Origin of the sequence: Streptomyces sp. NBC_00386 (assembly GCF_036063235.1) — a bacterium.
GTDB lineage: Bacteria > Actinomycetota > Actinomycetes > Streptomycetales > Streptomycetaceae > Streptomyces.
The window spans coordinates 2,056,965-2,071,341 of record NZ_CP107950.1 but is presented as its reverse complement, the minus strand read 5'-3'; the positions used below and the strand labels follow the sequence as shown (position 1 = coordinate 2,071,341).

The window sequence follows — 14,377 nt, the reverse complement described above, 5'->3', positions numbered from 1 at the left end:
TGACCCACTGCGCTCCCGCGCGGGGGCGCACGGGAGCGCAGTCGGTCCGCACAGCGGAAGGGCCCCGAACCGTGTGGTTCGGGGCCCTTCCGTGTCGTACGGGGTGTTACGGGAGCTGTGCGGCTCGCGCCTCACGTCGGTTGCCCCGGAAGTTGTTCACCCGGCGGGCCGTGGCGAACAGCGGGATCACCGCGCCCATGACCAGCTGCAGCGCGCAGCCGGTCTGGAGGAGCAGCTGGCCGCCGGGGGCGTCGAACGCCCAGGCCGCCAGGAGCGCCATCGAGAGCACGATCCAGGAGAGCATCGCCACCGCGAGGCGGCCGCGCGGCTTGGGGTACTCGACCCGGCTCACCATCAGCCACGCGGTGCCCATGATCGCCATGAGCGTGGCGACGAAGGGCAGCTCCAGCAGGATGATCGAGACCACCGTCAGCGCGCCGAACGGGCTCGGCATGCCCTGGAAGGTGCCGTCCTTCACCGTGACGCAGGAGAATCTCGCGAGCCTCAGCACCACGGCCAGGAGCACCACGATCGCTCCGACCGCCGCCACCTTCTGGTAGGCGTCGTCCGCGACCATGCCGTAGACCAGCACGAAGTACGCCGGCGCGAGACCGAAGCTGATCAGGTCGGACAGGTTGTCCAGCTCGGCGCCCATGGGGGAGGAGCGCAGCTTGCGGGCCACCAGGCCGTCGAACAGGTCGAAGACCGCGGCGCAGAGCATGAGGATCACGGCCGTCGCGGCGGAGTGACGGGCCATGCCCGACTCGTCGCTGCCCGTGAGGTGCGGGATCAGGATGCCGGTGGTGGTGTAGTACACCGCCATGAATCCGCAGGTCGCGTTGCCCAGCGTCAGCGTGTCCGCTATCGAGAGGCGGAGCGAGAGAGGCATCTCCTCGTCGTCGTCCACCTCATCGGCCTCCGGCACCCAGCCGGCCTGTGTCTCGGGATCAATCACGGTCAATTCGAGTCACCCCAGCCACGGTCTTCTGACCGACCTCCACGTCGACCTCGACACCCTCGGGGAGGTAGATGTCCACGCGAGAGCCGAAGCGGATCAGGCCGATCCGGTCACCCTGCTCGACCTTCGTCCCCTGTGGGATGTAGGGCACGATGCGACGGGCGACGGCGCCGGCGATCTGGATCATCTCGATGTCACCGAGCTCGGTGTCGAAGTGCCAGACGACGCGCTCGTTGTTCTCGCTCTCCTTGTTGAACGCCGGGACGAACCCACCGGGGATGTGCTCGACCGACGTCACCGTGCCGGAGAGTGGCGCGCGGTTGACGTGGACGTTGAGCGGGCTCATGAAGATCGCGACGCGGGTGCGCCCGTCCTTCCACGGCATGATGCTCTGCACCACTCCGTCGGCGGGCGAGATGACCCGGCCCTGCGTGATCTCACGCTCGGGGTCGCGGAAGAACCACAGCATCCCGGCCGCGAGCGCGGTGGCGGGTACGGCCACGGCCTTGGCCGCGCCGGAACGGCGCGAACGGGCCAGGCTGAGTGCTGCGGTGGCAACGGTCGGGAGAAGCCACGGCGATGCTCCGCGCGCGAGGCGGACCCGGCCGCGAGGTGCAGAGGTTTGGCTGTGGGGCATGGATGACCTTCGTAGCGGATGATGCCGCGCTCGAACGGGGGACGGCGGCTTTCACGCGATCGTACCGGTCGCAGACCGCAACTGGGCAAGCCAAGATGCGGAGTCGACGGCTGAAGAGAGCTGACGGGGTGTGATCTTCTTCGCGAAGAAAACACCCCGAACCCGGACATCTAGCCCTGGAGTCGATACTCTTCGAGCAGTCGGCGCCCGATGATCATTTTCTGGATCTCGGCGGTACCCTCGCCGATCAGCAGCATCGGTGCCTCACGGTAGAGGCGCTCGATCTCGTACTCCTTGGAGAAGCCGTAGCCGCCGTGGATCCGGAAAGCATCTTCCACGACCTCTTTGCAGTACTCGGAGGCGAGGTACTTCGCCATCCCTGCTTCGAGGTCGTTTCGTTCCCCGGAGTCCTTTTTGCGAGCCGCGTTCACCATCATTGCATGGGCGGCCTCGACCTTGGTAGCCATCTCGGCCAACTTGAACTGGATCGCCTGGTGCTGGGCGATGGCTTTGCCGAAAGTGTGACGTTGCTGGGCATATGAGACGCCGAGCTCAAATGCACGCTGTGCGACGCCGCAGCCACGAGCCGCGACATTGACGCGGCCGACCTCGACTCCGTCCATCATTTGGTAAAACCCTCGGCCGGTGGTGCCGCCGAGGACCCGATTGGCCGGAATGCGCAGTCCGTCCATGATGAGTTCGGTGGTGTCGACCCCCTTGTAACCCATCTTGTCGATCTTCCCGGGGATGGTGAGGCCGGGACGGACCTCTCCGAAGCCGGGCTCCTTCTCCACGAGGAAGGTCGTCATCGACTTGTGGGGCGCCGTACCCTCGGGGTGTCCTTCGTCACTCCGGACGAGGACGGCCACCAGATTCGATGATCCACCGTTCGTCAGCCACATCTTCTGGCCGTTCAGGACGTACTCGTCGCCGTCCTTGACCGCCTTGGATGTGATCGCCGACACATCCGAGCCGAGCGCCGGCTCCGACATCGAGAAGGCGCCGCGCGTCTCACCGAGCGCCATGCGGGGCAGGAAGTAGTCCTTCTGCTCCTGCGTCCCGTGCTGCTTGAGCATGTACGCCACGATGAAGTGGGTGTTGATGATGCCGGAGACCGACATCCAGCCACGGGCGATCTCCTCGACGCACAGCGCGTACGTGAGGAGGGACTCGCCGAGACCGCCGTACTCCTCGGGGATCATCAGCCCGAAGAGGCCCAGCTCCTTGAGGCCGTCGACGATCGCTTGCGGGTACTCGTCGCGGTGCTCCAGCTCGGTGGCGACCGGGATGATCTCCTTGTCCACGAAATCGCGGACCGTGGAGAGGATCTCCCGCTGGACATCGGTCAGACCGGCGGTCTGGGCGAGTCGCGCCATGACTACTTCTCCGTCTTCTTCTCCGCCGGGGCGGTGAGTTCGGGCCGGCCGGGCTGCTCGCCGCCGCGCTCCTTGATGTACGTCTCGGTGGGGACCATCACCTTGCGGCGGAACACGCAGACCAGCGTGCCGTCCTGCTTGTAGCCCTTGGTCTCCACGTAGACGATCCCGCGGTCCGACTTGGACCGGGAGGGCGTCTTGTCGAGGACCGTGGTCTCGCCGTAGATCGTGTCGCCGTGGAAGGTCGGCGCCACGTGCTTCAGCGACTCGACCTCCAGGTTGGCGATCGCCTTGCCCGAGACGTCCGGCACGGACATGCCGAGGAGCAGCGAGTAGATGTAGTTGCCCACGACGACGTTCTTGCCGAAATCGGTCGTCTTCTCCGCATAGTTGCTGTCCATGTGGAGGGGGTGGTGGTTCATGGTCAGCAGACAGAAGAGGTGGTCGTCGTACTCCGTGACCGTCTTCCCGGGCCAGTGCTTGTAGACCGCCCCGACCTCGAACTCTTCGTAGGTGCGTCCGAACTGCATGGTGCTCAGGCCTCCGGGGCTTCGAACGAGGTGGTGCGCTGCATGCCGGCGGCCCGGCCCTTGCCCGAGATGACGAGCGCCATCTTGCGGCTGGCCTCGTCGATCATCTCGTCGCCGAGCATCGCGGAGCCCTTCTTGCCGCCCGCCTCGGACGTGTAGTAGTCGTACGCGTCCAGGATCAGCTCGGCGTGGTCGAAGTCCTCCTGCGAGGGGGAGAAGATCTCGTTGGAGGCCTCCACCTGACCCGGGTGCAGCACCCACTTGCCGTCGAAGCCGAGGGCGGCGGCGCGCTGGGCGACCGCGCGGTAGCCGTCGATGTTGCGGATCTGGAGGTAGGGACCGTCGATCGCCTGGAGGTTGTTGGCGCGCGCGGCCATCAGGATCTTCATCAGGATGTAGTGGTAGGCGTCCGCCGGGTAGCCGGGCGGCTGCTCACCCACGACCAGCGACTTCATGTTGATCGACGCCATGAAGTCGGCCGGGCCGAAGATGATCGTCTCCACGCGCTGCGAGGCCGTGGCGATCTCGTTGACGTTGTTCAGGCCCTGGGCGTTCTCGATCTGCGCCTCGATGCCGATCTTGCCGACCTCGAAGCCCATCGTCTTCTCGATCTGCGTCAGCAGCAGATCCAGCGCCACGACCTGCTGGGCCGTCTGGACCTTCGGCAGCATGATGCAGTCGAGGTTCTGGCCCGCGCCCTCGACGACCGTGACGACATCGCGGTACGTCCACTCGGTGGTCCAGTCGTTGACGCGCACGACCCGCGTCTTGCCGGTCCAGTCACCCTCGTTGAGGAACTTGACGATGGTGTGCCGGGCGTCGGGCTTGGCCAGCGGCGCGCACGCGTCCTCCAGGTCCAGGAAGACCTGGTCCGCGGGGAGCCCCTGGGCCTTCTCCAGGAAGCGGGGGTTGCTGCCCGGCACCGCCAGGCAGGAACGTCGCGGACGCAGACGGTTGACGGGCGTGGTCATGCGGGGACCTCCAGGGGGTCGAGCTTGTTCGCTTTCCGGATCTCGTCGACGATACGGCCGATGATTCCGGTGATGTCGAAGTCCTTCGGTGTGAAGACCGCGGCCACTCCCGCGGCCCGCAGCTGTTCGGCGTCGGCGTTCGGGATGATCCCGCCCGCGATCACCGGAATGTCGCCCGCGCCGGCCGCGCGCATCTTCTCCAGGACGTCCGGCACCAGCTGGGCGTGCGAGCCGGACAGGATGGACAGGCCGACGGCGTGCACGTCCTCGGCCACGGCCGCGTCCACGATCTGCTCCGGGGTGAGCCGGATGCCCTGGTAGACCACCTCGAACCCGGCGTCGCGGGCCCGCACGGCGATCTGCTCGGCGCCGTTGGAGTGCCCGTCCAGGCCCGGCTTGCCCACCAGGAACCGGAGGTTGCCGGCGCCGAGGTCCTTGGCGGTCAGCTCCACCTTGCGGCGCACCAGGGCGAGCGCGGTGCCCTCCTCGGCGGTGACCGCGACGGGCGCCGACGAGACACCGGTCGGGGCGCGGAACTCGCCGAACACCTCGCGCAGGGCCCCGGCCCACTCGCCGGTGGTGACACCGGCGCGGGCGCACTCCAGGGTGGCCTCCATGAGGTTGCCGGTGCCCTTCGCGGCCTCCTTCAGCCGTTCCAGCGCCTTGCACGGGCGCGGGTGGTTGAAGGGCGGCTGGTAGCGCGTGTCGCGCCAGGTCCCCAGCGCGGAGATCACCCGGGCCTCGACCGCGGGGTCGACCGTCATGATCGCCGCGTCCAGGTCGGCCGTGAGCGGGTTCGGCTCGGTCGACTGGAAGATGTTGACGCCGACGATCTTGTCGGTGCCGCCCTCGATGCGGCCCCGGCGCTCGGCGTGCGAGGAGACGAGCTGCGACTTCAGATAGCCCGACTCGACGGCGGCCATCGCGCCGCCCATCGCCTCGATCCGGTCGATCTCGGCCAGCGACTCCTCGACGAGGGCCGCCACCTTGGCCTCGATGACGTGCGAGCCCTCGAAGATGTCCTCGTACTCCAGCAGGTCGCTCTCGTGCGCCAGCACCTGCTGGATGCGCAGCGACCACTGCTGGTCCCACGGGCGGGGCAGGCCCAACGCCTCGTTCCAGGCGGGCAGTTGGACGGCACGCGCGCGGGCGTCCTTGGACAGGGTGACGGCCAGCATCTCCAGCACGATCCGCTGGACGTTGTTCTCCGGCTGCGCCTCGGTCAGACCGAGGGAGTTGACCTGGACGCCGTACCGGAAGCGCCGCTGCTTGGGGTCCTCGATGCCGTACCGCTCACGCGTGATCTTGTCCCAGATCCGCCCGAACGCCCGCATCTTGCACATCTCCTCGATGAAGCGGACACCCGCGTTCACGAAGAAGGAGATACGGGCCACGACCTCGCCCTTGCGGTCCTCGGCGATCTGCCCGGACGCGAACACCGCGTCCAGGACGGCGATCGCGGTGGACATCGCGTACGCGATCTCCTGGACCGGCGTGGCGCCCGCCTCCTGCAGGTGGTAGCTGCAGATGTTGATCGGGTTCCACTTGGGGATGTGGTTGACCGTGTACGTGATCATGTCCGTCGTGAGACGGAGGGAGGGCACCGGCGGGAAGACGTGCGTCCCCCGCGAGAGGTACTCCTTCACGATGTCGTTCTGGGTCGTCCCCTGGAGCTTGGTGATGTCGGCGCCCTGCTCCTCGGCGACGACCTGATAGAGCGCCAGCAGCCACATGGCGGTGGCGTTGATCGTCATCGAGGTGTTCATCTGCTCCAGGGGGATGTCCTGGAACAGCCGGCGCATGTCACCGAGGTGGGAGACCGGCACGCCGACCCGGCCGACCTCGCCGCGGGCGAGGATGTGGTCGGGGTCGTAGCCCGTCTGTGTCGGCAGGTCGAAGGCCACGGAGAGCCCTGTCTGCCCCTTGGCGAGGTTGCGCCGGTACAACTCGTTGGACGCCTCGGCCGTGGAGTGGCCGGCGTACGTCCGCATGAGCCACGGCCGGTCCTTCACCCTCTGCCCGTCGGCTGTCTGACGCTCTGTCATGGATGGACCTCAGACGTTCCGGAAGCGGTTGATGGCGTCGATGTGCTGGGCGCGCTTCTCCTGGTTGCGCACGCCCAGGCCCTCCTCGGGCGCCAGCGCGAGCACGCCGACCTTGCCCTGGTGGAGGTTGCGGTGCACGTCGTAGGCGGCCTGCCCGGTGTCCTCCAGGGAGTAGACCTTGGAGAGCGTCGGGTGGATCTTGCCCTTGGCGACGAGCCGGTTGGCCTCCCAGGCCTCGCGGTAGTTGGCGAAGTGCGAGCCGATGATCCGCTTCAGGGACATCCACAGGTAGCGGTTGTCGTACTCGTGCATGTAGCCCGAGGTCGAGGCGCAGGTGGTGATGGTGCCGCCCTTGCGGGTGACGTAGACCGAGGCGCCGAAGGTCTCGCGGCCCGGGTGCTCGAAGACGATGTCGATGTCCTCGCCGCCGGTGAACTCGCGGATGCGCTTGCCGAAGCGCTTCCACTCCTTCGGGTCCTGGGTGTGCTCGTCCTTCCAGAACTTGTAGCCCTCGGCGTTGCGGTCGATGATCGCCTCGGCGCCCATCGAGCGGCAGATGTCCGCCTTCTGCTCGCTGGAGACGACGCAGATCGGGTTGGCACCGCCGGCGAGCGCGAACTGCGTCGCGTACGAGCCGAGTCCACCGCTCGCGCCCCAGATCAGGACGTTGTCGCCCTGCTTCATGCCGGCGCCGTTGCGGGAGACGAGCTGCCGGTAGGCGGTGGAGTTCACCAGCCCGGGGGCGGCGGCCTCCTCCCAGCTCAGGTGGTCCGGCTTGGGCATCAGCTGGTTGGACTTGACGAGCGCGATCTCGGCGAGGCCGCCGAAGTTGGTCTCGAAGCCCCAGATGCGCTGCTCGGGGTCGAGCATCGTGTCGTTGTGGCCGTCGGAGGACTCCAGCTCGACGGACAGACAGTGCGCGACGACCTCGTCGCCGGGCTTCCAGGAGTTGACTCCCGGGCCGGTGCGCAGGACGACGCCCGCGAGGTCCGAACCGATGATGTGGTACGGCAGGTCGTGGCGCTTGCTGAGATCGCTGAGCCGCCCGTAGCGCTCCAGGAAGTTGAAGGTCGACACCGGCTCGAAGATCGAGGTCCAGACCGAGTTGTAGTTCACGGAGGAGGCCATCACGGCGACCAGGGCCTCGCCCGGGCCGAGTTCCGGCACCGGCACGTCGTCCAGGTGGATCGACTTGCGGGGGTCCTTGTCGCGGCTGCTGAGCCCGGCGAACATCTCCGCCTCGTCCTTGTGCACGGTGATCGCGCGGTAGGAGTCGGGGAGCGGAAGTGCGGCGAAGTCGGCGGACGTGGCCGTCTGCGACTGAATCGCGTCCAGGATTTCCTTCACGGTGTTGCCTCCGGCGATGCGCGTTCTGAGGGGGAACGCTGAGGGTTACGTCGGTGCTGCTGAGGGGTGTGCCGTCGGTTCGGCGGAGGTGGTGCTGGCGGCGCTGTGGTTGGCGCGGGAGGTTGCCTGTGACGCAGGCGTCCGGGCGCGCAGGCCCATGGGGCTTGCGGGGACAGCCGGCGTACGAATGGTCTCTGCACGCCGGCCGCCCGGACTCCTTCAACGTATGGCACGCCGTGTCACCTGACAAGGCACGGAGTGCCAGAAGTTGCGCTCAGGTGAAATCTTTACGTAACAAGTGAGCGATGATCGATCAAATCGGGGTGTAAAGCACTCAAAACAGGGCACAAAAAACGCCGGACGCGCTCGAAGTGAGCGTGTCCGGCGCGTGGTCGGAGAAAGTGGGCCGTCGGTGTACGGCGGGTCGCTACGACCGTTCCTTGAGAGCCTGCTCGATGGTGCGCATCACCTGGTCCAGCGGTGCGTCGACACGGGCGACGGTCACCAGGACGTCCCCCTCGGTGAAGGACGACGCCGGCGCCTGTCGCGGCGCGGTCTCCCGTCCCGCGCCGATCCCGGTGCCGAAGGTCTTGCGGACGATCGCGAAGGCGTGGTCCAGCTGGGACTCCACGTCGCCCTGGCCGCCGGCCCGCAGCCACCGCCGCAGGACGTGGTTGTGGGCCGTGACCACGGCCGACGCGGCGACCTCGGCGAGCAGCGGATCGTCGTTGGCGTCGTCGTCGTGCGCGTGCTCGTCGAAATGGCCCAGCAGATAGCGTGTGAAGAGCCGCTCGTAGCGGGCCACCGAGGCGATCTCCGCCTCGCGCAGCGTCGGCACCTCGCGCGTCAGCTTGTAGCGGGAGACGGAGATCTCCGGCTGGGCCGCGTACATCTTCATGACTTCCTTGATGCCGCGGCACACGGTGTCGAGCGGATGTTCGTGCGGGGGCGCCGCGTTCAGTACCGCCTCGGCCCGGATCAGGGTGTCGTCGTGATCGGGGAAGATCGCCTCTTCCTTGGAACGGAAGTGGCGGAAGAACGTACGGCGGGCCACTCCGGCCTGGGCCGCGATCTCGTCGACGGTGGTCGCCTCGTACCCCTTGGCGGCGAACAGCTCCATGGCCGCGGCCGCCAGTTCCCGGCGCATCTTGAGGCGTTGGGCCGCCGCGCGACTGCCCGCGGCGCTCTCCGGCGCGTCGGGCGTGGCTGGTGTACGTGAGGACTTGGCGGGCTGGGGCATGCCCCGAACGTACTGCATGTGCGCAGGAGAGCGCGCATGTCCGGGGATCCCCCCGCCCTGGAAGGGCGGGGGGTGTCCGGCGGGGCCCAGCAGTCCGCCCCAGTCGGCGTCGTCCGCGAACCAGTCGCCCGGACGCTCAGCGGCGGGCATATTCGCGGAAGCCGCGGCCCGTCTTGCGGCCGAGGCAGCCCGCGGCCACCAGGTGCTCCAGAAGCGGAGCGGGGGCGAGTCCCGGGTCCCGGAACTCGCGGTGCAGGACCTTCTCGATGGCCAGCGAGACATCGAGACCGACCACGTCGAGCAGCTCGAAGGGCCCCATCGGGTAGCCGCCGCCCAGCTTCATCGCCGCGTCGATGTCGTCCAGCGAGGCGTAGTGCTCCTGCACCATCTTGATCGCGTTGTTCAGGTACGGGAACAGCAGCGCGTTCACGATGAAGCCGGCCCGGTCACCGCAGTCCACCGGGTGCTTGCGGATCTTGGCGCAGACCTCGCGCACCGTGGCGTGCACGTCGTCCGCGGTCAGCACGGTCCGCACGACCTCGACGAGCTTCATCGCCGGGGCCGGGTTGAAGAAGTGCATGCCGATGACGTCCTGCGGGCGCGAGGTGGCGCGGGCGCAGGCGACGACGGGCAGCGAGGAGGTGGTGGTGGCGAGGATCGCGCCGGGCTTGCAGACCTTGTCGAACGTGCCGAACAGCTGCTGCTTGACCTCCAGGTCCTCGGCGACCGCCTCCAGTGCCAGGTCCACGTCGGCGAAGTCGTCGTAGCTGCCGGTCGGCGTGATCAGCTCCAGGGTCCGCGCCGCCGCCTCGGCCGTCATCCGGCCCTTGTCGACAGAGCGGTTGAGCGACTTGCCGATACGGGCCTTCGCGGTCTGTGCCTTCTCCTCCGTACGGGCGGCGAGGACGACCTCGTACCCGGCCTTGGCGAAGACCTCGGCGATCCCGGAGGCCATGGTGCCGGAGCCGGCCACACCCACCGAACGGACCGTACACCCCTCCGCCAGGACGGCACCCTCCAGCGGCGTCAGCGCGTCCCGCACGACGGCGTCGCTGCCCGGGGCCTCGTACGAGTAGAAGCCGCGACCGGACTTGCGACCGGTCAGGCCCGCCTCGCTGAGCTGCTTGAGGATGGGCGCGGGGGCGTGCAGCCGGTCGCGCGACTCGGAGTACATCGCCTCCAGGACGGTCCGCGCGGTGTCCACGCCGATCAGGTCGAGCAGCGCGAGCGGGCCCATGGGCAGTCCGCAGCCGAGCTTCATCGCCGCGTCGATGTCCTCGCGGGAGGCGTACTTCGCCTCGTACATCGCGGCCGCCTGGTTGAGGTAGCCGAAGAGCAGCCCGTCGGCGACGAAACCGGGGCGGTCGCCCACCGCGACGGGCTCCTTCCCGAGTTCCAGCGCCAGGTCGGTGACCGCGGCCACGGCCGTCGGCGCGGTCAGCACCGAGGAGACGACCTCGACGAGCTTCATCGCGGGCGCCGGGTTGAAGAAGTGCAGGCCGAGCACGCGCTCGGGGTGGGCCGAGTCGGCGGCCAGACGCGTCACGGACAGGGCGTTGGTGCCCGTCGCGAGGATCGCCTCGCGGCGCACGATGCCGTCGAGCGCCCGGAAGACCTGCTGCTTGATGTCGTACGACTCCGGGGTCACCTCGATGACGAGGTCGGCGTCGGCGGCGGCCGCGAGGTCGGTGAAGGTACGGAAGCGGGCGAGGGCGTCGGTGCGCTCCGCGTCGCTCATGTGCTCGCGTCGCACGGCGCGGGCGGTGGAGGCTTCGAGGGTGGCCACGGCCTGGGCGGCCGCGGCCTCGCTGATGTCGATGCCGATCACGTCACGGCCGGCCCGGGTCAGGACTTCGGCGATGCCGGTGCCCATGGTGCCGAGGCCGACGACGGCGACGGTCTTCAGCGGGGACAGAGGGGTGTCGGACAGGGGAGTGGCCATCGCGGGACTCCAGAAAGTGGTGACGACTGAGGAGCGCACGCGGGTACGCCGACAGGCGCACACCGTGCGGAGGTTGCGGGTGTTTCCGGGCTGACGAGCGCACACGCCCGGTGCCGTCCCGGAGCGCCGGAGAACGGGCGCCCATGGGCGGTGAAAGCCGACCGGCCCTGTCCCGGAGCCATGTCGTACTGAGGTACCTGAAGTACCGAACCGACTGCTCTCACGGTGGCTGCGTCACCAGGCCACCGAGAGGTGAGACACGAGTGGGTAACTCGCTCGTCTGAGCTTAACCCGCCGGTAACGAGCACGCCAGTCCCCGACTTTGTGATGTACGTCCCCGCACCTCATGGGCCTGCCTAAGCTCGGCCCATGGACGAAGCGTTGCGATCACTCACGGAGCGTCTACGCGCCGAGGCCGGGGCCTCGGCCTCGGCGGCCTACGAACGTCTGGCGCGGACGGCGGACCCCGACGTGCTGGCCGCGATGCTGACCGAGCCCGGACAGCCGCTCTGGGCACGGGAGTTGGTCGCCTTCCGGCTCGGCACGGCAGGGGACCGGCGGGCCTTCGAAGCGCTCGTCCTGCTGCTCAACCACCGTGATCCGCAACGCTGCGCGTCCGCCGCCCATGCCCTGGCCCGGCTCGGCGACCCGCGCACGGCCCGTGCCGCCGCGGCGCTCGCCACCAACGAGCTGCGGGTCGCGTACGCGCTCCAGCCCGTACGGCTCCTGGTCGAACTGCGCGCGCCCGAGGCGGTACCCGCGCTGATCACCACCCTGGAGCGCAGGCTGCGCCCGCACGACCCCTACCGCAAGGTCGCCCTCGCGTGCGCGGAAGGTCTGGGTGTCCTGGGTGACGCCCGCGCCAGAAGGGTCCTGAACGAGGCGCTGGCCCATCCGGCGCTCGCGGAGACGGCCGTGCGCGCGCTGACCCGGCTGCCCGAGGACCGGGTCTAGGGTTCGCGCCTGTCAGTGCCTGTGCCTGTGCGTGGGTCTGGGCGTGGGTTTGGGTCCGGGCGGACCGGTGCAGGCGTACGCGGTCCGGCCCGCCTGCGTCAGTCCCGGCCGGCGCCGGTCAGTACGCGGGCGTAGCGCACCTCGGGCACCGCGACCCCGGCCGCCTCGAAGGGCTCCTCGGCGCCGTCGGGGCCGAAGCCGGCTCTTTCGTAGAAGCGGCGGGCCGCGGTGTTCTCCTTGAGGACCCACAGCAGCATGCGTTCGTGCCCGGCCGCCGCGCAGCGGTCCGCGGACTCCCGCAGCAGGGCTTGGCCGACCCCCTGGCCCAGCACATCGGGGTGTACGTAGATGGCGTACAACTCGACTTCCCCGGGCCCCGCTTCGCTGTCCCGGTGCGGTCCGTGGCAGGCCCAGCCGACCACGGATCCGTCGCGCTCCGCGACCAGGTTCACGACGCTGCCGTCGCCCTGTCCGAGGTGGCGGCGCCGGCGCGCCGCGTCCTCGGCCACGCTGAGTCCGTCCAGGTACGGCTGCGGTATCAGGCCCTTGTACGCGACCTGCCAGCCGCGCACCCGGATCTCCGCCACGCGCGGACAGTCGTCGAGCGTCATCTCGCGGACCTGCAGCCCGCCGGGGGCGGAGATGGGTGTCGGATCGTCCATGGGTCCATGGTGGACCATGGGTCCGACACCGCCCCCGACGGGCGTCCGCGCGGGCGAGGTTCAGCCTCGGCGGCCGAGGAGTCCGTGCAGCGTCGCGCCCCGTGACGAGGAGGACGCGGCCTTCGCGGTCAGCGGCTTCGGATCGGGCAGCGTCTCGCACACCGCGTCGGCCTCGCCACTGCCGTGCGGCACCTTGCCGCCGGCCAGATAGGCCGACAGGTACTTGTCCAGGCAGGCGTTGCCGCTCAGCGTGATGCCGTGGTTGCCTCCGCCCTGCTCGACCACCAGGCTGGAGCCGCGCAGCTGGTGATGGACGGTCACCCCTCCCTCGTAGGGAGTGGCCGCGTCGTCGGTCGCCTGGAAGAGCAGCGTCGGCGGCAGACGGCGGTTGGAGATGTCCACCGGCCGGAGCGAGCCGGTGGGCCAGAACGCGCACGGCGCGTTGTACCAGGCGTTGTTCCAGGCCATGAACGGCGCCTTGCCGTACACCGCCCAGTTGTCCCGGCGCCACTGGCGCCAGTCGCGCGGCCAGGACGCGTCACGGCACTGGACCGCCGTGTAGACGCTGTAGCCGTTGTCGCCCGCGGCGTCCACGGCCCCGAAGTTCTCGTACGCCTCCACGAGCGCGTCCGAGTTCTTGCTGTTCGCATAGGAAGCGAACGCCTCGGCGAGGTAGGGCCAGTAGCCGTTGTAGTAGCCGCCCGGGATGAAGGTGTCCTCCAGCTCGGAGGCGCCCACCTTCTTCTGCGCGGGTTCCTTGGCGAGCGCCGCGCGCATCGCGTACCACTTGGCCTCGACCTCGGCCGGGTCGGTGCCGAGCTTGTAGGCCGCGTCGTTCTTGGCGACCCACGCCAGGAACGCCAGGTGGCGGTCGTTGAAGGCGTAGTCCTGGCTGAGGTTGTCGTCGTACCACACCCCGGTGGGGTCGACGATGGAGTCGAGGACCAGCCGGCGGACCCGCTGCGGATACAGCTTGGCGTACACGGCTCCCAGGTAGGTGCCGTACGAGTAGCCGAAGTAGTTGATCTTCTTGGCGCCCAGGGCCGCGCGGATCGCGTCCATGTCACGGACCGCGCTCACCGTGTCGAGGTACGGCAGCAGCTTCGCGTACTTCGTGCCGCACGCCTCGGCGAAGGTCCTGGCGCGGGCGAGGTTGGCCTTCTCGAGGGCCCTGGTGCTCGGCACGGTGTCGGGGCGGACGGGCTTGAAGTGCCCCGGCTCGCAGTCGATCGCGGGCTTGCTCCTGCCGACACCGCGCGGGTCGAAGCCGATGACGTCGTACTGAGCCGCCACGGCCTTGGGCAGCGCGGAGGCGACGAACCCGGCCAGCGTCAGTCCGCTGCCGCCGGGACCGCCCGGGTTCACCAGCAGCGGCCCCTGGTACGTCTTCGCGGTGTGCGGGACGCGGGACAGAGCGAGGGTGATCCGCTCGCTGTAGGGGTTCGTGTGGTCCAGCGGCACCTTCACGGACGCGCACTGGAGCGTCGGATAGTTGCTGGTGCCGCACTTCTTCCAGACGGGTTTCGCGGTCCGGGCGGTGCGCGGTGCGGCGGCGGAGCCGGTGCTCGCCTCGGCGGGGATCGACGTGATCATCCCGGCCAGCACGACGGCCGCCCCGCACAGAGCGGCTGCGCGTTTTTTCACAAGGCCTCCCAGGACGGAGGATTCTGAGCCGTGCACGCCACGGCCTTCGCCGTATCGTGCCGGACAGGGGT

At 68.9% G+C, this 14,377-nt stretch carries 12 protein-coding genes; 1 reads left to right on the top strand and 11 read right to left on the bottom strand.

Going from position 1 to position 14,377, the window contains the following annotated elements:
* Nucleotides 1–106: 106 nt before the first annotated feature.
* The 9 genes from pssA to OG780_RS08995 all read right to left on the bottom strand — a co-directional run bounded on the left by pssA (nt 107) and on the right by OG780_RS08995 (nt 11,046).
* On the bottom strand, nt 107–925 hold the full coding sequence (gene pssA, locus OG780_RS09035; RefSeq protein WP_328458001.1) for a CDP-diacylglycerol--serine O-phosphatidyltransferase: 819 nt from the start codon (nt 923–925) through the stop codon (nt 107–109).
* Nucleotides 926–947: 22 nt separating this feature from the next.
* Nucleotides 948–1,595: a phosphatidylserine decarboxylase gene (locus OG780_RS09030; RefSeq protein WP_078943298.1), complete on the bottom strand. Its 648-nt coding sequence runs from the start codon at nt 1,593–1,595 to the stop codon at nt 948–950.
* 170 nt (nt 1,596–1,765) lie between these two features.
* Nucleotides 1,766–2,971, bottom strand: coding sequence for an acyl-CoA dehydrogenase family protein (locus OG780_RS09025; RefSeq protein ID WP_326784644.1), 1,206 nt, complete (start codon nt 2,969–2,971; stop codon nt 1,766–1,768).
* A 2-nt stretch (nt 2,972–2,973) separates the two neighbouring features.
* Entirely contained in the window at nt 2,974–3,501 is a 528-nt protein-coding gene (locus tag OG780_RS09020; RefSeq protein WP_261705053.1) for a MaoC family dehydratase, read from the bottom strand.
* Nucleotides 3,502–3,506: 5 nt separating this feature from the next.
* Nucleotides 3,507–4,472: an HpcH/HpaI aldolase/citrate lyase family protein gene (locus OG780_RS09015; RefSeq protein WP_326784643.1), complete on the bottom strand. Its 966-nt coding sequence runs from the start codon at nt 4,470–4,472 to the stop codon at nt 3,507–3,509.
* Complete coding sequence (locus OG780_RS09010; RefSeq protein WP_328446427.1) at nt 4,469–6,517, bottom strand: protein meaA; 2,049 nt, start codon at nt 6,515–6,517, stop codon at nt 4,469–4,471. Before OG780_RS09010 ends, OG780_RS09015 begins: the two co-directional genes overlap by 4 nt.
* A gap of 9 nt (nt 6,518–6,526) precedes the next feature.
* The gene (ccrA, locus tag OG780_RS09005; protein ID WP_328446425.1) at nt 6,527–7,864 is read right to left on the bottom strand and encodes a crotonyl-CoA carboxylase/reductase; all 1,338 of its coding nucleotides are present in this window, start codon (nt 7,862–7,864) and stop codon (nt 6,527–6,529) included.
* Nucleotides 7,865–8,291: 427 nt separating this feature from the next.
* Nucleotides 8,292–9,104 (bottom strand): TetR family transcriptional regulator, encoded by an 813-nt coding sequence (locus OG780_RS09000; RefSeq protein ID WP_328446423.1) that lies wholly within the window; start codon nt 9,102–9,104, stop codon nt 8,292–8,294.
* A gap of 136 nt (nt 9,105–9,240) precedes the next feature.
* A complete protein-coding gene (locus OG780_RS08995) occupies nt 9,241–11,046 on the bottom strand; it encodes a 3-hydroxyacyl-CoA dehydrogenase family protein (protein ID WP_328446421.1) in 1,806 nt (601 codons plus the stop codon).
* A gap of 369 nt (nt 11,047–11,415) precedes the next feature.
* Between OG780_RS08995 and OG780_RS08990 the strand changes: the two genes are divergently transcribed.
* The gene (locus OG780_RS08990; RefSeq protein ID WP_328446419.1) at nt 11,416–12,000 is read left to right on the top strand and encodes an adenylosuccinate lyase; all 585 of its coding nucleotides are present in this window, start codon (nt 11,416–11,418) and stop codon (nt 11,998–12,000) included.
* A 98-nt stretch (nt 12,001–12,098) separates the two neighbouring features.
* On the opposite strand, the gene OG780_RS08985 is transcribed toward OG780_RS08990, so the two are convergent.
* Nucleotides 12,099–12,662 carry a GNAT family N-acetyltransferase gene (locus OG780_RS08985; protein ID WP_328446416.1) on the bottom strand — a complete coding sequence of 188 codons (564 nt, stop codon included), beginning with the start codon at nt 12,660–12,662 and terminating at the stop codon, nt 12,099–12,101.
* Nucleotides 12,663–12,722: 60 nt separating this feature from the next.
* Nucleotides 12,723–14,306, bottom strand: coding sequence for an alpha/beta hydrolase (locus OG780_RS08980; protein WP_328446414.1), 1,584 nt, complete (start codon nt 14,304–14,306; stop codon nt 12,723–12,725).
* Nucleotides 14,307–14,377 lie beyond the last annotated feature (71 nt).